General features: G+C 48.6%; 17 protein-coding genes. 5 read left to right on the top strand and 12 right to left on the bottom strand.

The genetic code is table 11. From position 1 onward, the window contains the following. The first annotated feature begins 1 nt into the window (after position 1). Both ICL55_RS23975 and ICL55_RS23980 read left to right on the top strand, forming a co-directional pair. A complete protein-coding gene (locus tag ICL55_RS23975) occupies positions 2 to 331 on the top strand; it encodes a hypothetical protein (RefSeq protein ID WP_188102219.1) in 330 nt (109 codons plus the stop codon). A gap of 100 nt (positions 332 to 431) precedes the next feature. Further along, positions 432 to 2,873: a TonB-dependent receptor gene (locus tag ICL55_RS23980; protein WP_246496543.1), complete on the top strand. Its 2,442-nt coding sequence runs from the start codon at positions 432 to 434 to the stop codon at positions 2,871 to 2,873. Positions 2,874 to 2,935: 62 nt separating this feature from the next. On the opposite strand, the gene ICL55_RS23985 is transcribed toward ICL55_RS23980, so the two are convergent. From ICL55_RS23985 to ICL55_RS24015, 7 genes are all read right to left on the bottom strand, one after another. Beyond that, complete coding sequence (locus ICL55_RS23985) at positions 2,936 to 3,376, bottom strand: stalk domain-containing protein (protein ID WP_188102221.1); 441 nt, start codon at positions 3,374 to 3,376, stop codon at positions 2,936 to 2,938. A 26-nt stretch (positions 3,377 to 3,402) separates the two neighbouring features. Continuing rightward, entirely contained in the window at positions 3,403 to 3,699 is a 297-nt protein-coding gene (locus tag ICL55_RS35665; protein ID WP_188102223.1) for a DUF5991 domain-containing protein, read from the bottom strand. 142 nt (positions 3,700 to 3,841) lie between these two features. Then, positions 3,842 to 7,012: a peptidoglycan DD-metalloendopeptidase family protein gene (locus tag ICL55_RS23995; protein WP_188102225.1), complete on the bottom strand. Its 3,171-nt coding sequence runs from the start codon at positions 7,010 to 7,012 to the stop codon at positions 3,842 to 3,844. Position 7,013: 1 nt separating this feature from the next. Further along, positions 7,014 to 8,798, bottom strand: a complete 1,785-nt coding sequence (locus ICL55_RS24000; RefSeq protein ID WP_188102227.1) for a type VI secretion system Vgr family protein — start codon at positions 8,796 to 8,798, stop codon at positions 7,014 to 7,016. A gap of 40 nt (positions 8,799 to 8,838) precedes the next feature. Further along, positions 8,839 to 9,231, bottom strand: a complete 393-nt coding sequence (tssD, locus tag ICL55_RS24005) for a type VI secretion system tube protein TssD (protein ID WP_188102229.1) — start codon at positions 9,229 to 9,231, stop codon at positions 8,839 to 8,841. A 442-nt stretch (positions 9,232 to 9,673) separates the two neighbouring features. Continuing rightward, a complete protein-coding gene (locus ICL55_RS24010; RefSeq protein ID WP_188102231.1) occupies positions 9,674 to 10,111 on the bottom strand; it encodes a DUF983 domain-containing protein in 438 nt (145 codons plus the stop codon). Positions 10,112 to 10,155: 44 nt separating this feature from the next. Then, on the bottom strand, positions 10,156 to 11,934 hold the full coding sequence (locus tag ICL55_RS24015; protein WP_188102233.1) for an ABC transporter ATP-binding protein: 1,779 nt from the start codon (positions 11,932 to 11,934) through the stop codon (positions 10,156 to 10,158). A 154-nt stretch (positions 11,935 to 12,088) separates the two neighbouring features. On the opposite strand from ICL55_RS24015, the gene ICL55_RS24020 reads away from it, so the two are divergent. Then, positions 12,089 to 14,215, top strand: a complete 2,127-nt coding sequence (locus ICL55_RS24020) for an elongation factor G (RefSeq protein ID WP_188102236.1) — start codon at positions 12,089 to 12,091, stop codon at positions 14,213 to 14,215. A gap of 55 nt (positions 14,216 to 14,270) precedes the next feature. Here ICL55_RS24020 and ICL55_RS24025 read toward each other — a convergent pair whose 3' ends face one another. Beyond that, the gene (locus tag ICL55_RS24025) at positions 14,271 to 15,800 is read right to left on the bottom strand and encodes a YifB family Mg chelatase-like AAA ATPase (protein WP_188102239.1); all 1,530 of its coding nucleotides are present in this window, start codon (positions 15,798 to 15,800) and stop codon (positions 14,271 to 14,273) included. 133 nt (positions 15,801 to 15,933) lie between these two features. Here ICL55_RS24025 and ICL55_RS24030 point away from each other — a divergent pair, with 133 nt between their 5' ends. After that, on the top strand, positions 15,934 to 17,109 hold the full coding sequence (locus ICL55_RS24030; protein ID WP_188102241.1) for an FAD-dependent monooxygenase: 1,176 nt from the start codon (positions 15,934 to 15,936) through the stop codon (positions 17,107 to 17,109). 128 nt (positions 17,110 to 17,237) lie between these two features. Here the strand turns inward: ICL55_RS24030 and ICL55_RS24035 are convergent, their stop codons facing one another. From ICL55_RS24035 to ubiE, 4 genes are all read right to left on the bottom strand, one after another. Then, positions 17,238 to 18,566 (bottom strand): MutS-related protein, encoded by a 1,329-nt coding sequence (locus ICL55_RS24035; protein ID WP_188102244.1) that lies wholly within the window; start codon positions 18,564 to 18,566, stop codon positions 17,238 to 17,240. Positions 18,567 to 18,731: 165 nt separating this feature from the next. Beyond that, positions 18,732 to 20,075: a dihydroorotase gene (locus ICL55_RS24040; RefSeq protein ID WP_188102246.1), complete on the bottom strand. Its 1,344-nt coding sequence runs from the start codon at positions 20,073 to 20,075 to the stop codon at positions 18,732 to 18,734. A gap of 45 nt (positions 20,076 to 20,120) precedes the next feature. Beyond that, positions 20,121 to 20,822, bottom strand: a complete 702-nt coding sequence (porT, locus tag ICL55_RS24045; protein ID WP_188102249.1) for a type IX secretion/gliding motility protein PorT/SprT — start codon at positions 20,820 to 20,822, stop codon at positions 20,121 to 20,123. Beyond that, positions 20,795 to 21,541 (bottom strand): bifunctional demethylmenaquinone methyltransferase/2-methoxy-6-polyprenyl-1,4-benzoquinol methylase UbiE, encoded by a 747-nt coding sequence (ubiE, locus tag ICL55_RS24050; protein ID WP_188102252.1) that lies wholly within the window; start codon positions 21,539 to 21,541, stop codon positions 20,795 to 20,797. The genes porT and ubiE overlap by 28 nt, the downstream gene beginning before the upstream one ends. A gap of 73 nt (positions 21,542 to 21,614) precedes the next feature. Here ubiE and yihA point away from each other — a divergent pair, with 73 nt between their 5' ends. After that, on the top strand, positions 21,615 to 22,223 hold the full coding sequence (gene yihA, locus ICL55_RS24055; protein WP_223151579.1) for a ribosome biogenesis GTP-binding protein YihA/YsxC: 609 nt from the start codon (positions 21,615 to 21,617) through the stop codon (positions 22,221 to 22,223). The last annotated feature ends 108 nt before the right edge of the window (positions 22,224 to 22,331 follow it).

Here is a 22,331-nt window from a genome sequence, read left to right on the forward strand (position 1 = left end):
GGTGTATAAACATTTTCAAAAAATATTAGCGATCATCCTGCTGGGCGTATTCACCCTGAATACGGTCCCACGGGAGTTTATACACCTGTTCGCCGGTCACCACGATACGCAGGATGCACACACGCCTGTAGGCGGAACAGCAATTTCGGAGCAACACCGTCACTGCGATTTTCTGCAGATAGGGGTGGAGCCGTTCGATCAATACACTACTGCCTATATCTCGCCGGTACGTCCGGTGATATGGGTGTTTCAACCGCGGCCGTTGCCGGAAACCAGCTACGTTACCTATCGTGACCTCTCTCCCAGGGCGCCACCAGCTGAGGCTGCCTGACTTTAACTTCACATCACACATAGCTGTTATTGCCTGAAGGCAATAGACGGTTAGGGGTATCTACTGATTTCTTATTTCTTATTATTTACATATGCATTATTTGCGTGTATTCATACTCGGATTAATGGCGGCATTGCTGTCGCTGCATCCTACTGCCCAGGCTGGAACTCCTGAAGATGGCACTTTCTCTAACGTGCTCACCGGAAAAGTAACGGATAAAGTTACCCATGCCATTATTCCCGGCGCTACTGTTTATCTGCCAGACCTGCATGTTGGCGCAGCTGCCGACGCACAGGGAAATTATACTATCAAAAACCTGCCGAAGGGAAAATATATAGTGGAAGTGCATTCCATGGGATATGCCGCTTATACGGAAACGGTTAGTGTGAATGGCACTACCACCAAAGATTTTGAACTGACCGAAACACTGATCGAAAAAAATGAAGTGGTGATCACCGGTGCCAACCTGGCTACCTCTGTGAAAAAAACACCTACGCCTATCAGTATCATTCGCCGGGATGTGCTGGACCAGAGCATCTCTACCAATATCATCGATGCGATCGCCAAAGTGCCCGGCGTTAGTCAGCTTTCCACCGGTCCGGCTATCTCCAAACCTTTCATCCGCGGCCTCGGCTACAATCGTGTCGTGGTTGTCAGTGATGGTGTTCGTCAGGAAGGCCAGCAATGGGGCGATGAACACGGTATCGAAGTAGACGACTACAATGTCAGCAAAATAGAAATACTGAAGGGGCCCGCTTCTCTGGTATATGGCTCCGATGCATTGGCCGGTGTGGTAAACATCGTGCCGCCGGCGCCACTGCCGCAAGGCAAAATCAAAGGTAACGTGGAAGCCAACTATCAGACCAACAATGGCCTGATGGCGTATCATGCTGATATCGCCGGTAACAACAACGGCTTCAGCTGGGGCGCCTACATCACGCAGAAACAGGCCCACGACTACAAAAATAAATACGATAGTTATGTGTTCAATTCACGTTTCAACAACACTAACTACGGCGCTAATATCGGCATTAACAAACAGTGGGGCTTCTCCCGCCTGAGCTTTACCTCTTTTAATCAGCACCTTGGTCTGGTGGAAGGAGAACGTGACAGCGAAGGCCGCTTTATCAAGCCCATTAATGATAACGGCAACAAGGAAGAAATAGCTGTTACCGATAGCGACAACAAGTCCTACAGCATGACAGTCCCCAAGCAACAGATCAATCATCAGAAACTGGTTTGGGACAACAGCCTGTACCTGCATAATGGCGGCCGTATCGGATTAACACTGGGTTACCAGTGGAACAACCGCCGTGAGTTCGGAGATGTGCTGCACCCCGATGAGCCGGAGCTCTGGCTGAAATTACAGACTTTCAACTATGCCGCTAAATATTATCTCCCTGAAATGAACGGCTGGCAAACAACCGTAGGTATCAATGGGATGCAGCAGAAGAATGAAATCTCCGGAGAGGAATTTCTTATCCCTGCCTACAACCTGTTTGATATCGGCGCTTTCGCAGTAACCAGCAAAACCTTCAACAAGCTCACACTGAGCGGTGGTGTACGTTTCGACAGCCGTTCCATGCGTTCCAAATCGCTGTTCCTCGATGCTGATGGCAAACCTGCCGCATCCGGCGAAACGAAATTCGACGCGTTCAATCGTAATTTTTCCAATGTGTCCGGTAGTGTGGGGCTGAGCTACGAAGCCAGCGATCACGTGGTGTTGAAGCTCAATGCAGCCCGTGGCTTCCGTGCTCCCAATATCTCCGAACTGGCTGCCAATGGCGTACACGAAGGCACTATCAAATACGAATATGGCAATCAGGGCCTGAAGCCGGAAGTAAGCACCCAGATAGACGGCGGTATTGAATTCAATACCCAGCACGTTTCACTGGCAGCCAACGTTTTCTACAATCATATCAACAACTTCATTTTCTCCCGCAAGTTGTTTAATGCCGCTGGTACCGACTCTATTCCTGTAGACGATAACGCAGAAGGATTCGCTGCCTTTAAGTATCAACAGGCTAATGCCAATCTCTATGGTGGTGAACTGATGCTGGATATACACCCGCATCCCATCGATTGGCTGCATTTTGAAAATACACTTTCTTACGTACGAGGTACCGCTACTAATGCAACCGACTCCACTAAAAACCTGCCGAATATCCCGGCTGCCAGATGGTTGTCCGAGCTGAAAGGCAAGTTTAAAAAGGTGGGTGGACCGCTGCGTAACGCTTACGTAGGGGTACAGATGGATATGAATTTTGCCCAGAATGATGTGTTCTCTGCTTATCAGACTGAAACTGCAACAGGAAGCTACACACTGCTAAATGCCGGTCTGGGTTCAGAATTCGTGAATAAACACAATAAAACCCTGTTCTCACTGCACTTTGCTGTGAACAACATCGGTGACGTCGCTTACCAGAATCACCTGAGCCGTTTGAAATACGCTCCGGTAAATGAAGTGACCGGTCGCCCAGGGGTGTTTAATGTAGGGCGTAATTTTAGTGTTAAACTGGCTATCCCTATTGACTTTAAATAGGTTTTGTCCGGATTATTCAGTCATACAAGGCTGGCCTGCGGGCCGGCCTTTCTTATGTTGTATTATTGTTGTGCTATTGTATCCTTCGTTTTCGTATAGGTGGCCCTGTTGTCTTTTATTTTAAATCGAAATGCATCCTGCCGGATACTAAATGTAATAACGGTATCTTTTCCATTGATCGTCATAAACGGCGTTGGTAACGTCTTTTCAGTCGTATCTACGGACCGTATGTAGTTGATCAGCCGCTTCTCGTCTTTTTTAATGCTGATGGTTTGTGATGCATCCGCTGTTTGATCAAAGGATACTGTTATCCCGGATAAAACAAAAGATGCCCTGCCGCTGTCAGGATGCCCTGACTGCAGCTTAAAAGCCACCGGTTTGCCGGCTTTGGATGTAAAGAGGCCGCCAGTCTTGCCAGAGGAACCAGGCTGCTCCGACTGGTTACAGGCTGCTAAGGATAATACTAGTACAGAAAACGATAAAAGGATAATAGCTTTATTCACAATTCATGGTTAATTTGAATATAAAGCTATTGAATTTTTTCACTTTCCGGAGTATGTTTTAACAGATAGGTCTTAGTCGTGTCTTCGAGGATCGCACTTGAAATAATGTAATAGTTGGTGTCTTTCCGGAAGATTTTGAAAAGAGGGACCTCCGGACTCCAGTATTGCTCTATGCCACGATTGTCGTAGCAAAAGAATCCCAAAAGTGTGTCCTTATTGGTTTTAAGTACACATTTGGCCTCGAATGCATATTGTATGCCATCGCCGGTAAAGAGGCAGCTGTCGTTTGTAGTGTTGATTTCGTAGTCGGTACCAACAATCATCCCATTCATGATTTCATTTCTTGAGGTACTTAAATTGTATTTTCTCGGCCAGGCGGAGATTGTATCTTCCTCCGTAGACTTTAAAGTTTGACTATTGCAACCTAAGAGAACTAAATTTAGTGCCTGAATGAATAAAAACTTTTTAGATGGATTTAGCATATTGAAGTTCCTTTTGAGGGTTAATAATTTCATTTGCGCGGAGTTCTTTGATAATTTCTAGAGGATCAACCCGACCATCGAATCCTCTTCCCACAGTTTCTTTAGTTCGTATTTCAAAGTGTAGATGCTCTTGTTCTTGTTTGATGCTTTTTGCATTTCCGGTTTTTCCTGTGAAACCAATAATATCACCCTTTTTTACATGATCACCCACATTGCATTTTGAAGCATTTTTTAAATGCGCATAAAAGAAATAATAATACTCACCATTATACTCACCATGGAGACTCAAAGCATTACCATAGGAGTCAGAATAATAAGATGAGATTATCTCCCCATTAACACATGCATATACCGGAGTGCCTTCGGGCGCATAAAGATCTAAACCCTGATGTTTACCACTCTTACGCTCAGAAATAACCCCAAATTTACTTCTTTCAGGAGCCCAGCAGTTGTACCATCCCCGCAACTGCATGTCGGATAAGGGATGGTGCCACTCATTTTTGGGCGTTGCGGCATCCATGTGCATTGGACAACTAAGACTACAGCCGTTTCTATAGCTTAGTCCCTCTGTATACTTTTTGAAAATTATTAATTGCACCTCTTTTTTATAAACAATACCGTCTTTATCAATATCAAGTCCTTTATTTTTTTTGTACCAACTTCTTTTATTCGTTATGTCTTGCTCTTCACTAAATACAATGTGGTCTTCAGTTTTTCCGACCGATTCTGGTTTTAAGATGGTTAAATAGAAGTCTTCCAGTGATTTAAGCCTGCCCCTAAACTCGCGTAAATAGTGATACACATAATCCAACTGTTCTTCTGCTGACATCTGCGAAAGTTTCTTTTTAGTAGTCTTTAATTTCCATCGATTATTTATATGATCAACAGCCGTCTGCGTAAACTGCACTAACCCTACCGCATGCTCCGCCAGCACCCCCTCCGTTAATTTCTCCACCGCCGGCGTAGTCCCCGGCTTATAACCATTCAGCAAATGCGGCAGAAAAGATCCACCTGTTTCAAACGCCATGCATGTCATCAGATGGTTGGGGTCTGCCTGCAACTTTCGTGCAATGCTGATAACCTTTTTTCGGAACGCACAACTTACTTTACTGCCCCATACCAATGACTGACACGCGGACTCATCTTGTGAAACGGACACGCGTTCTATCACGGCGGTGGACCGTGCCTTTACTGCAGGTGACAGCCGTAGTTGTTGACCTGGATAGACGAATAACTGTTGTGAATAAGCGGCATTAAATCCGGGAAGCTGTATCAATGCATAGATCAGGCTGATACCAGACAACGATTCCAGCGGTACAGGCAGCAGGGCCGTTCCTGTTTTATCGATCACGATCTGCTGCTTGTTGATGATGGTATCTTTCTCCAGTAATGGCAGCAGTTCTTTCGTCGGATAGAGGGTGAGCGGACGTTGCAGCGGTGGCGATCCTTTTCGCCGCAGGAGCGTCACCTGTAATTGTTGACCGGCCAGGTTGACGGCGTATATTTTCAGGGCCATCTGCTGGTGATGGTCGGTGATGAAATATATCCGTTGATCGTGGAGATCGGTGAAATACGCTTTCACAATACATTGCCGGCGATGTAGCAGCAGCTGTGGGCAACTTTGTTGTTCAATCGGTATGTTGTCTGTAGCCTTGATCTGAAAATAAAGCTGAAGCTGTTGGTTGTCCCATCCTGATGGAAGTTGCTGTCGGAGGCTGCTGACAGATAATGGAAGGGATACCACAGGGGCCGTGGTGATCTGTATGGTCTGCGAGTGTACCAGTTTGCTGTAGAATGCTTGCCGTGCATATATTTCCAGCAATACTTTTCTTTTTTCGAGACCGGTATGCTCAAAGTACAGACAAACATCCTGATCATGCCCTGCCTGACGAATGACATAACCGTTAGGGGTAGTCCATTGTGCTGAGATAACAGTCGCATTTTTTACTTCGAAGCGTAATACGGCTTCCTGCTGTAGGTTGTAGAGGTAAGCATATAATGTATAATGCCCACAATGGATGAACAGGTGCCGGAACGTGGTTTCTCCTGCACAGTGCGTACTTTCAGGACCTTCCAGTTTCCAGTGCAGCTTGAGCTGTTCCCTCTCTGTTAAATCCGGGAAGGTGCTGGTGATGTGGAAGGTGATGACTGCTCCGCTGACAGGTTTCCGGTCTGCCTGAATGTTTTGAATCTGATTATTACTGATGGTGACAGGCTGTTGCCATGTCTGATCACCTGTGGTTGCACGAACAACGTAATGGCCAGGTTGTGCAAACGTCAGTTGAATTTCCGGACCGGTATCTTCGGACGTACCATGAAGACCTGTGTCATGGGTCCATTCCCACCGGAATATATCAGTGGGTTCTGCATCTGCTATCGTGAAGCGGATGCTTTGTCCGGGCCGCGTTGTACGCTGTGAACAAATGATGCCGGTGGGAGTTACCTGTATCGCCTGTGTCAGCATGATGTCCGAGTCCTCTCCGCTGAAAACGCGCAGGATATAATGTCCGTCGTGTAGAAAACGATGGCGGAAAATATGGGCTCCATGTGAGGTGGCCTCCGCGATGCCCTGATCGTTTTCAAGTGACCAATGCAACAGGTCAATATCTCCGGAGGAAGGCGGGTGATCAAATGTCACTTCCCAGGAGGTGGGGCTTAGCTGACGAACTTTCTCCGGTCCTTTGATGCGCATGATGCGCGGCAACTGCTGTGGAAAATTCAGGGAGCACTTGTCGGCCGGGCGTTGGTGATCGCAGCTGTACAACCCCGGAGCGTCATGATCGCCGGAGGGAAGTTGACCATGTGTAAGGATCTTCAACCGGCCGCCTTTCGTGAGGCATTGGGCGGTAGCGTTATCTGGAAGAGGATAGGCGCCGTTCGCCAATGCAATGCGCTGCTGACTGACAGGTATCTGCCATAACAGTTGTGGCATACAAGGCGCCGGTTGTCCACCGGCAAGACAGCTGCTGAAATGCAGGGCACGATGATCATTCTCGTGGGTGGTAACTACCGGACGATCTGTGCCACTGCTGCTATGGACATAATAGCGGTCATGCGATACCACCTTCATAGCTGTCGGCGCTGCGGCCATGTTGCAGCTGCAGAGGGCGCCTTCACACACCAGATGTCTGGCAGGGTTACTGGATGGTATCATATCACGACAGTTTTATTTTTTCTACACTGTTAATAGCGATGGTAGCGGCAGACATCAGTGTCAGGTCCTCCCGGATACTGTTGAGCAATATACTTTCTGCCTGTTCTTCCAGTTTGCGCGAAGTGCGGGTAAAGCTGTCGTGCGCCTGTTCAATAATATGTGTGGCCAATACCGTGGTGTGATTGCCGGCATACATGCTGATGTTTTCTCCGGCGCCCTGCGTAAGATTGCCGCCGGCATGCATATCCAGCTGATCGGCCGCTTCGATGCTGATATGGTTGGCTTTGAGATGCAATTGCCCCGGCGAAGCGATGGTGATATTACCCCGGTGAGTGTCAAGCTGAATGATATTACCGTTGCGGTCATGGATCTGTAATTGCTCAGCTCCGTTACTATCGTCCAGTTGTATGGTATGACCGCTACGCGTTTTAATGATCTTCAGATTGTTTCCGGCGTCGCTAAATTTCGTACTGTCTTTACCGTTATAGGCGGTGCCTACGGCAAAAGGCAGTTCCGGATTACCGCCTTCAAAGTCTACCCATACTTCTTCTCCTTTTTCGGGGATAAAATGAAACCCCTTACCGGCGCCGCCATGCGGGGCTATCAATCGTATCCAGGGCGAACTTCCCTGTTGTTGCCAGCGGTACCGGATCCGGATACGGCCCATGCCTTCCGGGTCGTGGTTGTCGGTGACGATAGCACTTTGTGCTTCACAACAGGGAGCGATACCGCTATGGCCGGACGGGATGCAACAATCTGTAGGCGTGCAGCTAAACTGATTGAAATAAGCGCCGTCTCCCTGACAGTGATGGTCAATACGGGTGACGGTGAAAGTACCTTCCAGATCGGGTGAAGAGAGGGAGGCTGCTGCTTCAATGATATCTCCAATACGGATACCCGGATGTTCGCTCCTGCCGGTAAGTTCCACGGACGCTGCCAGTTGGCGTTTTTCGTGTAGCTGTGCCTGTAAGGCAATCCCGGCCAGTTGTTGTGAGCACGTTTTGTCATAGCCTTCTTCCTGATAAAGCAGTTTGCTGGCGGCCCTTGTCCGTACGGTGAGGGGCCCCGCGCCCGCCACGCCTGCGGGCGCGGGCATGCTGTCAATAGCGGACCCTGTTTCATAATCATAACCGGTGAAGCGGCGGTTGCCGGATGTTAGTTGTAACCGGATATCGAAATGTACCAGCTCCCGGGGATGCGACAGGATAATTTTAGCAGGGGCATAGGCGCCGAATATCATCTGCTGGCCATTGTAGAAATACCATTCTCCAAAGCGGGCTGCCAGTCGTTGCAGAAAAGCAAAATTACTTTCCCTGTATTGTACCAGGTAGGCGTGGTGGGCGGTGTCGCCCGGCGCTATCTGTACATCTATATGGGCTGCTGCTGCTTTCAGGCAGTGACGGGCAATATGCGACAGGGTCTGTGTTTCATATACCCGTAACTGTGGTTCTCCGTCCAGCACTATACCGGGGTCTGTGCCTTTCAATACACAAAATCCGGCCGTGGCATCACCTTTTTTGCCGGTATGAATGGCAGTGACCAGTCCCTTGAAATGCAGGGTGCCTGTCTGCCGGGCAGCAGCGGCCGCTATCTCCACCTGTACGTCTTTCCCCAGGAGGTCCTGCCCGTTACCGGAAACATCAGGCCATAAGCTGGCCAGCCACCCCTGGTCAATATGTATTTCAAATGTATGATGTCCGTCGATCCGTTGCTGTATCAGCAACTCGCGGAAATGTGGAAAAGTTCTTCCATCGATGGTGATGTTGGTTAATGTATTTAAGGGCATAACAAGTAGTTTTTCGGGTTAACAGTAACGTATATACGAATCAGGAATGCGGCCACGGGTTTTGATACACACTTTGGTTCAATGCCAGCTCCCGGGCCGATAATTTTAATTGTACCTGCATGGGGATGGCGCCACTGGCATTAAAATGCTCGCCATACCGGACACAATAAGCATCGGTGAACCGTAACTCTTTCATCCGCGACATCACATCACGCCGCCAGAAAGTAACAGTACCGCTTTTAACGCCGGTATTGGAAATCATCCAGTCAAAAAGCCAGCTGCTGCCGTCTGACTCGATAACAATACGGATAATGCCCCCTCGGGGACGATGGGAAGGTTTGCCGGTTTCGTCCGTTGCCTGTGAAAAGGTAAAATGACATTCCAGCACATTCATGGTCGATCCTTCCAACGACAGGGTCGCTTTAAAAGACATATAATTGCTGATTTATTGATGAATAAACAACAAGTATATAAGATGAAGACTGGTAGCGGGCTTGATAGGAATTTCCAAAGGAAATGGGGCAGCTGCTCGAACAATTTTGATCGTCAGAAAATCAGATCATCACCGTTATTACTGAAGTTACAAATAATCTGTTTACAGATCATTTTCAGCGACGTTTTTTTTCTGTTCATCGCAGAAGATTTACCATTTATATAAAATTATGGTTTTTGTGTTGGGGGATTTTGTAGCTTCGCCATGCTTTGTAAGACTGTGTGATTGGTTGTCCCGCCTTGGAGGCTAAGCAGTTTTCCCTCTGGTTATTTTATTATTGGTTTTTGCTGGTAAAGATTTTCTGACCACCATTGGTTCAGATTTTGGTTGAAAAAGAAAGGGGCTGTTTTCACAGCCCCATATTTTTTTTCAATGAATTTTTTTAATGATGATGTTGTTGTTGCTCAGGAGCTTTTAACCCCGCTGTACTATCGTCATAATACACGAAAAAGTAGAGGTAGATAACACGTGAAATACGCATCAGCCAAGGCTGTATCAGCACCAGCAACACGCCGTTCACACCCAGCCAGATGAAAATACTGTTATCTCTCCAGGTAATACCGAAAAACAACGCATACCAAATCAGGTTAAACACACTAAACGCCACGGAAAGGGCATAACTCACGTAACCTGTCCCAAACCAGAACCCTGTCTCCAACTCATACTTCTGCCCACATACCGGACAGTTATCGTACATGTTGAAAATTTTGGAGAACTTCAGATGAAAAGGGTTTTTGTCTTTGAACATATCTCCTCTCCGGCATTTGGGACATTTCATCGTTAACAGGCTGACGAAATAATTCGGGCGTTTGTGTTCCATATTTTTTTACACTGATTCGGTGCAAAAATAAGTTTTTTAATTCACTAGACGGTCTCCAGCTTGCGCTCGCCTATCTGCTGGCGCCACATGGCGTAATACAGCCCCTTTTCTTCCAGCAGTTCTTCGTGCCTGCCCGTTTCTACAATATGCCCTTTTTCCAGTACATAAATACGGTCGGCATGCATAATGGTGCTCAACCGGTGGGCGATCATCACGGTAATATGCTGCTTGCTGGCGGTTACCTGCCGCACTGTTTTGGTGATCTCCTCTTCTGTGATGGAGTCCAGCGCAGACGTGGCCTCGTCAAATACCAGCAAACGTGGCTTACGCAATAATGCCCGGGCTATTGACAGTCGTTGTTTTTCTCCTCCGGAGATTTTAATGCCTCCTTCTCCGATGACTGTCTCCAGACCTTTGTCTGCCCTCGCCAGCAACGAATAACATGCCGCCTTGTTCAGGGCGTCCATGATCTCTGCATCTGAGGCGCCTGGATTCACGAACAACAGGTTCTCCCGGATAGTGCCGGCAAACAGCTGTGTGTCCTGCGTTACAAACCCTACCTGATGACGCAGGTCATCCATGTCTGCTTCGTTGGCATCTACGCCATTGTAAAGGATATGTCCTTCATTTGGCTTGTACAGTCCTACCAACAGCTTTACCAGCGTTGTTTTGCCGGAACCGGACGGCCCTACAAAGGCGATGGTTTCTCCTACCCGGGCAGAGAAATTCACCTTGTCCAGCGCCTTGGTGGCGGCTGTCAGATGCTTGAACGTCACCTGCCGGAAAGTAAGATCGTCAATGTGATTGATCTTCACCGGATGCGCTGGCGTCTCTTCTACCGGCGTATTCAGGATTCCCTGGAAATTCAACAGCGATACCTGCGCTTCTCTGTAGTTAAGGATAATGTTGCCCAGCTCCTGCAGCGGGCCGAAAATGAAGAAGGAATACAGCTGAAGCGTCATCAGTTGCCCGATGGACACATAATCGCGATAGATGTAAAACAACAGCAAAAACAGGATGCTTTGCCGCATCAGGTTCACAAACGTGCCTTGCACAAAACTGATACTGCGGATGCTGCGTACTTTCTTCAGCTCCAGCATCAATATCTTGATGGTGGTGCTGTTCAGCCGGCGGATCTCCTGATGGGTAAGCCCCAGGCTCTTCACCAGTTCTATGTTACGCAACGATTCGGTGGTAGAACCAGCCAGGGCCGTGGTTTCTTTTACGATCGTCTTCTGAATAACCTTGATCTTACGGCTCAGCACACTCATCAGCACGGCCAGCAGCACACAGCCAATGAGATATACAAACGGTAAGGTCCAGTGTACCATAGTGGCGTACACCATCACGAACACCACACCGATCAGCGATACAAACAATACGTTCACAAAAGCGGTGATGAACTTCTCGCAGTCGGTCCGTACTTTTTGCAGAATAGCCAGCGTTTCACCGCTACGCTGATCCTCAAATTGCTGATAAGGTAGTCGCAGAGAGTGTTTCAGACCATCGGTATATACCTGTGCGCCGAATTTCTGTACGATGACGTTCACAAAATAATCCTGGAAGGCCTTCGCGATACGCGATACCATGGCCACGCCAATGGCGGCGCCAATCAACAACAATACGCCGGACAAATATTGCCCTTCCGGCCGCAAAATATCACCTCCCTTCAGGGTGGTGTGCGGATGGGAGGCAAACCGGTCAATGATCCACCCGAAAATCAACGGGTCTAATAAGGAGAAAAGCTGGTTAATGCTCGCCAGCGCCATAGCCAATACTACTAGCCATTTATATTTCTTCAGATAATGTAGCAACAGTTTCATAATATGTTCTTTACAGGTGCACAAAGTTACTGCATGTTGCAACATATTATGGGTAATCAAAAGGTCATTTTTTTGGCCAAAAATCAGTAACTTAATAGTAGTAGCTCTTTGTTTGGCAACGGTGATAATCGATTACCTGATTAAATCTCCACATATGAAAACGTATGATGAAAAACATATCAAAAACATCGTACTGTTAGGCGCTCCCAAAAGCGGAAAAACCACCCTCTCCGAAACAATGCTGTTTGAAGCCGGTATCATCAGCAAGCGCGGGACAGTAGAAGAAAACAACACCATCTCGGATTACCATGAAATAGAACACGAACGCGGTAACTCTGTCTATGCCACCACATTGCACTCCGAATGGAAAGACTACAAAATCAATATCATAGACACGCCCGGCCTGGAAGACTTTATCGGCGAAGTAATCGCCTCTATTCGTGTATGCGATACCGCGGTATTATTGCTCAATGCCCAATACAGCGTGGAAGTAGGCACTGAACTGATCTGGGATTACGTCGATAAATACCGTAAACCCACCATTCTGGCTGTAAACCAACTGGATACGGAACAGGCCAATTTCAACAAAACCGTGGAAGACGCCACCCGCATCCTGGGCAACGCTGTCACGGTCATGCAGTACCCCGTTAATCAGGGCCCCGGTTTCAATGCCATCATCGACCTGCTTAAAATGACCCTCTACCGCTTCCCGGAAACAGGCGGTAAACCCGAAAAACTCCCCATCCCCGACAATGAAAAGGAAAGAGCGGAAGCGCTGCACAACGCCCTGGTGGAGAAAGCGGCAGAAAATGATGATACCCTCATGGAACAATACTTCGAAAAAGGCAGCCTCGACGAAGATGAACTCCGGCAAGGCATCAAAATAGGGATGCTCAAACACCAGATATTCCCCGTTTTCTGCCTGTCGGCTAAAAATGATATGGGCAGCGGCCGTCTCATGGGCTTCATCGATAATGTGGCCCCCGCAGCTGCTGAAATGCCCGCAGAAATGACGAGCGACGGCAGGGAAGTGCCCTGCGATCCCGCCGGGCCCCCCTGTCTCTTCATCTTCAAAACACTGCAGGAGCCACACGTCGGACGCCTCTCTTTCTTTAAAGTGATGTCCGGCGAAATAAAACCAGGCATGGAGCTGTTCAACGAGGAAGCCAATACATCCGAACGCATCAGCCAGATCTTCATCGCCGACGGTAAAAACCGCAACAACGTAGAATCCCTTAAAGCCGGCGATATCGGCTGTACCATCAAACTGAAAAATACCTTCACCAACCACACCCTCTCCGATAAAAACAAATCCATCCAGATAGACCCTATACAATTCCCCACTCCTAAAGTCCGCGTAGCCATCGAAGCCCAGAATAAAGGCGATGATGAAAAACTCAGCGAAGTGCTGGCGGAACTGCATATGGAAGATCCAACCCTGCTGGTGGAATTCAACCGGGAGCTGAAACAGGTGATCCTCCACGGCCAGGGCGACCTGCACCTGCTGGTCACCAAATGGCGCCTGGAAAACATCTACAAAATGCAGGTGGCCTACCTGCCGGCTAAGATACCTTACCGCGAAACCATCCGTAAACCCGCCCTGGCTTCCTACCGGCATAAAAAACAATCCGGTGGCGCCGGCCAGTTTGGCGAGGTATACATGAAAATTGAACCCTGGTACGAAGGCATGCCACCCCTGAAAGAATATCCGGTAAGGGAAACGGAAGAGGTGCCGCTGCAATGGGGCGGAAAACTCGTCTTCAATAACTGCATTGTAGGCGGCGCTATAGACAACCGCTTCCTGCCATCCATCCTGAAGGGCGTAATGGAAAAAATGCAGGAAGGGCCGCTCACCGGCTCCTATGTTCGCGACATACGGGTAAGCGTATACGATGGTAAAATGCACCCGGTCGACAGTAACGATATCTCCTTCAAAATAGCCGGTATGATGGCTTTCCGCGATGCTTTCCACCAGGCTGCCCCACAGCTGCTGGAACCGGTATTCGACGTGGAGGCTACCGCCCCCGATACCATGATGGGGGATATTATGAGCGAATTACAAAGTCGCCGCAGTATTATAACGGGGATGGATACACTAAATGGATATCAGGTGATCAAAGCCCGGACGCCACAGGCGGAATTGGACAAACTGTTCGCCGCGCTGCGCAATGTGACACAGGGCAAAGCTAAGGTCCACTCTGAGTTTGCGGAATACGCGCCCGTTCCGCCGGAAATCCAGAAGAAACTGAGCGACGAATACCAGAAAGAAGAAGTAGTGTAATTCGTAATTCGTAATTCGTAATTCGTAATTCGTAATTCGTAATTCGTAATTTTTTTTACATCCATCCTTCCCTGTCAAGGCTTCTGTACTGGATGGCCTCCGCCATATGCGCTACCTCTATGCGCTGGCTTCGCGCCAGATCAGCAATGGTGCGACTTACCTTCAGTATCCGGTCATACGCCCGGGCAGAGAGCTTTAGTTGCTGAATAGCATTTTTCAGCAACTGGTTGCAGTTTTCATCGATGGTGCAATATTTCCCCAGCTGCTGGCTGTTGATCTGCGCATTGCAATAAATGCCCGGTAATGCTGCATACCGCGCTGCCTGTACCTCCCGTGCGGCCATCACACGGTCACGGATATACGTGCTTTTCTCTTCTTCCCGGTTGGCCGTCAGATCGCTGAAAGAGACCGGCGTTACTTCTACATGAAGATCAATACGGTCCAGCAAAGGCCCGGATACCCGGTTGAGATATTTCTGCACCATACCGGGAGAACAGGTACATGCTTTTTCAGGGTGATTGAAATAGCCACACGGACAGGGATTCATAGAGGCCAGTAGCATAAACCCGGCGGGGAAATCGATCGCGGAGCGCGCCCGCGAAATCGTTACCCGCCGCTCTTCCAGTGGCTGCCGCATCACTTCCAGCACCTGCCGTTTGAATTCCGGCAGCTCATCCAGAAACAACACGCCATGGTGCGCCAGCGAGATCTCTCCGGGCTGGGGCTGGCTACCACCGCCTACCAGCGCGGTATCACTAATGGTGTGGTGAGGCGAACGGAAAGGCCGCTTCAGTACCAGCGAGGCATGTTGCGGCAGCTTGCCTGCCACGGAATGTATTTTGGTGGTCTCCAGCGCTTCCTGCAACGTCAGCGGCGGCAGGATGGTCGGCAGTCGCTGGGCCAGCATCGTTTTGCCGGCGCCCGGTGGCCCTATCAGAATGGCATTATGCCCGCCGGCAGCGGCTATCTCCAAAGCCCGCTTAATGTTATGTTGTCCTTTTACATCACAGAAATCAACATCAAACGATACCTGCGTGCGCTCCGGAGATGCCGATGGCAGCGGCGTGAGATACTCCGGCTGACTGAAAAACTGCATCACTTCCGACAGGTGAGATACGCCATATACTTCCAGTTGCGCTACCATAGCGGCTTCACGTGCGTTGACGGCAGGCAGTATAAATCCCCTGAAGCCTTCCTGCTGCGCCTGTATGGCCATGGACAAAGCGCCGCGGATAGGCAGCACGCTGCCATCGAGCGATAACTCCCCCATCAGCAGATAACGGTCAAAGGTATCGGCAGGTATCTTACCGGAAGCGCCTAATATGCCGATGGCAATAGGCAGGTCGTACGCTGCACCGGCCTTGCGGATGGCGGCAGGCGCCATATTCACGACCGTCCTGGTACGCGGCATCCGGAATCCGAGATGACTGATGGCAGACTCGATCCGGCGCTCACTCTCTTTAACAGCGCTGTCCGGCAGCCCGACCATGTAAAAACGATTCCCCTGCGGAGATACATTCACTTCTATGGTGATGGTAATGGCATCTACGCCGTAAATGGCGCTGCCGAAGGTTTTAACAATCATATGGTGTTGGGTTAACAGCTACTAATATAACAAAAAGACTTCTACCGGCCCATTCCTGCTGTTTACCGGTAGTCAGAGATGGTTTAGCCTGAAGACCGTTGTCCGGCGCTGCTGACAAGGATACTTTTACAACATGAAAACAAAGACCGTACTGATATCCGGGGCCAGCGTGGCAGGCCCGGCACTGGCCTTCTGGCTGCATAAATTTGGCTTCGACGTAACGATCGTGGAACAGGCGCCGGCCATCCGGCCGGGTGGCTATGCGGTGGACTTCCGCGGGGCAGTGTTACCTATTATTGAACAAATGGGACTGATGGAAGAAATTCGTCGCTATGAAACAAGATCAGGAAAAATCCGGATGGTAGATGAAAACAACCGTACCATCGCCCGTTTCCCCGATGGCTTCACCAGCGGTGAACTGGAAATTATGCGCGGCGATCTGGTGAAGGTGATATATGAAGCAACCCGTGCGCAGGTCAATTATATTTTTAATGACTCCATTACCGCCTTGTCACAGGATGAAACCGGCGTGGATGTTACCTTCCGCCATAGCCGGTCTGCCCGCTATGACCTTGTTATCGGGGCAGATGGTGTACATTCTAAAGTGCGCGCTATCGCGTTTGGGGAAGAAAACAAATACGTTTCCCATCTGGGATTATACCTCGCCATCTTCACCACGCCCAATTTCATGAATGTGGGCATGGACGGCCTGTATTATGGATCGCTCGGAAAACGTGTAGGCGTTTTCGGTGCCTGTGAAGGCAAAGAGGCCCGGGCTTCTTTTTACTTTTCATCGGAACCGTTGCATTACGACCACCGCGATGTGGAACAACAAAAAGCGATCATCCGTAAAAAATTTGCCGGCGAATCATGGCAGGTGCCCCAGTTGCTGGAAATGATGGATACAGCGCCCGATTTTTATTTTGATGCTATCAGTCAGATTAAAATGGACAGTTGGTCCAACGGACGCGTGGCACTCGTGGGCGACGCGGCGCATTGCGCATCGCCAATGGCGGGAATGGGCACCAGTATGGCGTTTATCGGCGCCTATATTCTTGCAGGGGAACTTTATGAAGCAAATGGCGACTATCAAAAGGCTTTTTACCATTACGAAACAACCATGCGGCCATTTGTAAAGCGCTGCCAGGACCTGGCTACGGGCGCCGACTGGTTTGTGCCCAATACCAGATTTAAGCAGTGGATGAGCAAACAGTTCTGGAAAATACTGCCTTATACGCCCTGGAAAAATATGATGATAGAAATGCCGATGAAAATCGCACGCTCTATCACACCAAAGGTATATGCGTGACCCGGGACTTCAGTGTAGCCCGGGACTTCAGTCCTGGCAATACACGTCGCCATTATATATCAAAAATTTCTTTGCGCCTTTGCTGCTTTGCGCCTTTGCGTGCCCATGAACGTGCTCAATGAACGTGCTCAATGGATTTGTTCCAGCAGGTCCAAAACCTTTTCCCGCCTGAGAATCAGATAACCGATTTTCTCCTTGGCGATACCATCCTTCAGCAGATAGGTAAAATGAAGGTCGTCCTCAATCACTTCAGATTCAAAATATTTAAACAATATTTTGGACTCTCCCCGCAGTTCTTCTACTACTTCATACAGATGTGTGGAAAGGATAAAAAGACAGTTGGAGCTACGCAATAATCCCCGGATAACCGCCAGGGAACAGTTTTTGGCGTCTTCTACGTTGGTGCCTTTGAACATTTCATCGATCAGCACCAACCAGTTTTTGCCATTGTTGATCTGAATGATGGTGTTTTTGATGCGTTGTACTTCACTATAGAAATAACTTTCTCCTTTGAAGATATTGTCCTGTACCTGAATATTGCTGACAATGCCATGGAAGAAACTGAGTTCCATTTGTTGTGCAGGCACGCCCATGCCTATATGTGCCATGAAAACGGAGATACCTACGGCTCTGATGAAGGTGGTTTTACCGGCCATGTTGGCGCCGGTGAGGAACATAAAGTGGTTGTTTTCGTCCAGCGTTACATCATAGGCTACCGGCTCCTGTAAAATGATATGATATAGTTGTTTGGCTCTCACGGCCGGCCGGGCGCTGTTAGTGAACGTAGGGAACTGCAGCTTGTAATGTTTCATGGCTTTGGCCATGGCATAATAAGCGTCCAGCTGCTGATAGAGGGTCACCAGTTCTTCCACCACTTTTCTGTGCCTTCTCCGGATATAGTTATCATACCGGAGGATTTCCACAAAATTCATTTTCCCTGTGGCGTCCAGTTCAAGGATCTCATTGAATTCTGGTTTGTGCAACAGGTGCTGTGCCCTGTCCAGCAATATTTTCAGCACTTTAGGGGTGTTGTCGGAGTTGAATACGTCTACAAAAGTGCGGAAACCGCGAAGCAGATTGACGAGCTGGGTAAACGAAAATTTAATGAAGCCAAAGTCAGGCGCATACAGTGTTTTATTGATGATCGCCTGTAATCGCAGTGGAAGGCCCTCCGTGCTGGAAATGGGTTCTATCTGGGCTTCCATGTAATTTTCCACTACTACGATGGTGCCATTGGATATGATGGAAGGCCAGCTGTCTTCCAGTTCGAGAATATATTGCAGGGCTTTCTGCCGTTGCTCGATTGCCTGGATATCCTGTAAAGGAGAGCTGAAAAGCTGGCGCAGATGATCTCTTCCGCCTGCAGTGGTGGTGAAGTCCAACCGGTGGAACAAAGAAAATTCTTCGTCACGGTTGAAAATGGAAAGGTCGTAATAGGATGTTTTGTCCAGCTGCATGCAATATTATTTTGATTAATATATAGGGAAGATGCGATCATCAGGATTTTCCATACGCCAATTTATATATTTTGATATTTAGACATTTAGATATTTATTCCAGGTAGCCTGGCCACAAAAGATAAGCCAGGCATACGCAGCATAAATATCTAAATATCAAAATAACTACATCTCGAAATGGAGGCGGTGTCCTTTGGTAGATTCATTGAACTGGCCGTTTGCATAAGCGAGGTGACCGCTTACAAACGTATGGGTGATGGCAGCCGGGAAGGTATGGCCTTCAAACGGGCTCCAGCCGCATTTATAGTAGATGTTTTCTTTGGCTACAGGTGTTTTGTCGTGCATGTCCACGATCACACAGTCGGCATAGTATCCTTCTTTGAGGAAGCCTCTTTCTTTGATACGGAAGCAGATGGCGGGAGCATGGCTCATTTTCTCGGCTACTTTTTCAATGCTGAGGGCGCCTTTTTTCACGTATTCCAGCATCAGCAGCAGGCTGTGTTGCACCAGTGGTACGCCTGACGGGGCCTGCTGATAAGCCTGTTGTTTTTCTGCCCAGGTGTGCGGGGCGTGGTCAGTGGCGATGATGTCCAGCCGGTCGTCGAGGAGGCCCTGCCACAGCGCGGCTTTATTTTCCGGTGCTTTGATAGCAGGGTTGCATTTGATCAGATTGCTGTACAGTTTATAGTCGTCGGATGTGAAGTGAAGGTGATGTACACACACTTCGGCCGTGATGCGTTTCTGTGCCAGCGGCATCATGTTGGTGAACAGTTGCAGCTCCTTGGCGGTGGAGATATGGAGGATATGCAGGCGTGCATCGTGTTTTTTGGCAAACTGCACGGCTGTCCAGGATGATTCGAAACAGGCTTCCACACTGCGGATCAGCGGATGGTCAGCGGCGGTCAGGTGATCGCCTTTCTCCTGTTTGAACGCTTCCATGTTGGCACGGATGATTTTTTCATCTTCGCAGTGGGTCGCGATCAGCAGTTCTGTTTCGGAGAATATTTTTTCCAGTGTCAGGAAATTATCTACCAGCATGTTGCCGGTGGATGATCCCATGAATATTTTCACCCCGCATACGCGGTCTTTTTTGGCGTTGGTTTTCAGTACTTCTTCGGTGTTATCGTTAGATACGCCCATAAAGAAGGAGTAGTTGGCGAGGGAATGCTGACTGGCAATATCATATTTGTCTTCCAGCAGTTCCTGTGTAAGAGCGGCGGGTTTGGTATTGGGCATTTCCATGAAGCTGGTGGTACCGCCGGCCACGGCAGCACGGGCTTCGGTGTAGATGGTGGCTTTTTCGGTGAGGCCTGGTTCCCGGAAGTGCACCTGGTCATCGATTACACCGGGCAGGAGGTATTTACCTTCACCGTTGATTTCTTCGTAATGGCCGTTCACGGTGAGGTTTGGGCCCATTTTGGCGATGCGGCTGTCTTTAATCCATACGTCCTGTACGGTGGTCGTGCCTTCATTGACCACAGCGATATTCCTGATAAGATATTGTTGCATGGTTACAAAGATAGTTCACACCGGGGTTATGCAAAGGAAAAATGCTTATCCTTCCAGGTGGATGGAAAATACAATCATCCGTGACTGTAGTTTGTCGATGACATTGGCATAACGCAGGTTCGGGTCTTTAACCAGCACATTGCCAAAACCATTGCTGATCTTGAATTCGGGGGAGAAAATGAAGCTTTCAAAGTAAAATTCGAAGCCGGCGCCTGCCTCATAACCATAATCGCTTTTCTGTATTTTGATCAGGTTTTCTGCCCGGCGGGCGCGTGCGTTGGAGGCCAGGTCGTAATCGTATTTCAGGCCGCCGATAACGTATACCCGCATGTTGCCGATACGGTCCGATTTGAACTTCAGCTGTAAAGGAAAGCTTAGCAGGATGGATTCTATCTTTTTATCGGTACTCTCCGGTTTGGGATAGGTATCACGATAATACAGGTTTTTGGAGGCAAAAAGTAGCTGAGGATTAAAACGAAGGTCGAAATGCTCCGACAGGCGGGCATTAGCGAGCAGTCCCAGGTTGAACCCCATTGTTTTCAACGGCTCCGCAATCATGGTCGAATCATCGGCCAGAAAGGCGGTAGAGTGCTTCAGCTTGAAAAAAGACTGGTTGGCGGCCAGTGTAATGCCAAAATAATAGGGTTTTGCATCATGATCTATCATATTCAGGTTGGTTTGTGCTGTTGCCGGTAGCACAAACAGGAGCAACAGGGATATCAGCGCGTAGCGCAGTAGATAGAACATATGCCGAAAGTGAGCGTTTTGCATGTAACGGCCGGGAATCCTGTGTTAAGTAATATGGTTCGCATTTCTTCGCCCTGCGGGAACGCTTTCACAGATTCTGGCAGATAACTGTAGGCCGCTTTGCTTTTGGCCACAAATTTCCCGATCAGGGGTACGATCAGACGAAAATACGAATTATATAATTGTTTAATGGGAAAAACTGTCGGGTTCGAGAATTCAAGAATCACCAGTTTTCCACCTGGTTTCAGCACCCGCCGCATTTCTGCCAACCCTTTTTCGAGGTTTTCGAAATTACGGACGCCGAAGGCCACTGTTATGGCATCAAACGTCTCATCCGCAAAACTTATTGTCTCACTATCGCCCAACTGCAGGGTGATTTTATGCTCCAGCCCCAGTTTTTTGATCTTTTCCCGTCCGTGAGACAGCATGCCTTCGGAGATATCAATGCCGGTGATACTTTCGGGATGCAGCTTTTTTTCGGCCATCACGGCAAAATCACCGGTTCCGGTGGCCACGTCCAGCATTTTTTTAGGTTGCAGGCTTTTCAGGTATTTCAGGGCTTTCCGGCGCCAGATCACATCAATTCCCAGCGACATAAAATGGTTAAGGAAATCATACCGATAGGCAATATCATCAAACATGGATGCTATCTGCTCCTTCTTGCTTAATTTTGACCCTTCAAAGGGTACGATCTTCTGGACGTTTGTATTCGCTGACATGGCCGCAAAGTTACGTCATCTGAAGGAATGCAAACAGGAAGATGCGGGATTTTTAATGGAACAACATAATATCATGGTTATTAAATCTGCAGAATATCTGATCAGCAGCCCCGACTGGGAGAAATGCCCCACACCGAACATGCCGGAATATGCTTTTATCGGCCGGTCTAATGTGGGTAAGTCTTCCCTGATCAATATACTGGCCAATAATGAAAAACTGGCCAAAACATCCGGTACGCCCGGAAAAACGGTGATGATCAACCATTTTCTGGTCAACAAGGAATGGTACCTGGTGGACCTCCCCGGATACGGTTTCGCCAAAAGAAGTATGTCGCAGCGCAAACAGTGGGAGAGAATGATTGAAGATTACCTGCGCAAAAGGACCAATCTGGTCACCATCTTCATATTGATCGACAGCCGTCATAGCCCACAGAAAATTGATATCGATTTTGTGAACCAGCTGGGTGAATGGAATGTGCCCTTCAGCCTCGTGTTCACAAAAGCTGATAAAAGCACGCAGGCGGAAGTGAGCCGCAACGTGAAGGCATTCCTGAATAAAATGCGGGAAACCTGGGAGTTTCTGCCGGCCCACTTCGTCACTTCTACCGTGAAAAAATCCGGTCGCGACGCAATCCTCGGCTACATCGAAGAATTAAACGCACAGTTCAGGGCTATCGCCTGAGCCACTACATAACAAAACATTCCGGGCCTGACGTTTATCCAATAACGTTAGGCTTTTTTATGGGGTGGATGGATGGTAAACAGGAGGTAAAAACGGTTGGATTAGGGG

This window comes from Chitinophaga varians (assembly GCF_014529945.1).
Lineage (GTDB): Bacteria > Bacteroidota > Bacteroidia > Chitinophagales > Chitinophagaceae > Chitinophaga > Chitinophaga varians.

Bases quoted from the DNA above. Each gene is read 5' to 3' on its own strand.
- ubiE (WP_188102252.1), bottom strand. From the start codon at position 21,541: ATGTCAGCGAATACAAACGTCCAGAAGATCGTACCCTTTGAAGGGTCA.
- ICL55_RS35665 (WP_188102223.1), bottom strand. From the start codon at position 3,699: ATGATTGTTGGTACCGACTACGAAATCAACACTACAAACGACAGCTGC.
- ICL55_RS24025 (WP_188102239.1), bottom strand. From the start codon at position 15,800: ATGATTGTTAAAACCTTCGGCAGCGCCATTTACGGCGTAGATGCCATT.
- ICL55_RS24035 (WP_188102244.1), bottom strand. From the start codon at position 18,566: ATGCAGCTGGACAAAACATCCTATTACGACCTTTCCATTTTCAACCGT.
- yihA (WP_223151579.1), top strand. From the start codon at position 21,615: ATGGTTATTAAATCTGCAGAATATCTGATCAGCAGCCCCGACTGGGAG.
- ICL55_RS24020 (WP_188102236.1), top strand. From the start codon at position 12,089: ATGAAAACGTATGATGAAAAACATATCAAAAACATCGTACTGTTAGGC.
- porT (WP_188102249.1), bottom strand. From the start codon at position 20,822: ATGTTCTATCTACTGCGCTACGCGCTGATATCCCTGTTGCTCCTGTTT.
- ICL55_RS24040 (WP_188102246.1), bottom strand. From the start codon at position 20,075: ATGCAACAATATCTTATCAGGAATATCGCTGTGGTCAATGAAGGCACG.
- ICL55_RS24030 (WP_188102241.1), top strand. From the start codon at position 15,934: ATGAAAACAAAGACCGTACTGATATCCGGGGCCAGCGTGGCAGGCCCG.
- ICL55_RS23995 (WP_188102225.1), bottom strand. From the start codon at position 7,012: ATGATACCATCCAGTAACCCTGCCAGACATCTGGTGTGTGAAGGCGCC.
- tssD (WP_188102229.1), bottom strand. From the start codon at position 9,231: ATGTCTTTTAAAGCGACCCTGTCGTTGGAAGGATCGACCATGAATGTG.
- ICL55_RS24000 (WP_188102227.1), bottom strand. From the start codon at position 8,798: ATGCCCTTAAATACATTAACCAACATCACCATCGATGGAAGAACTTTT.
- ICL55_RS24015 (WP_188102233.1), bottom strand. From the start codon at position 11,934: ATGAAACTGTTGCTACATTATCTGAAGAAATATAAATGGCTAGTAGTA.
- ICL55_RS24010 (WP_188102231.1), bottom strand. From the start codon at position 10,111: ATGGAACACAAACGCCCGAATTATTTCGTCAGCCTGTTAACGATGAAA.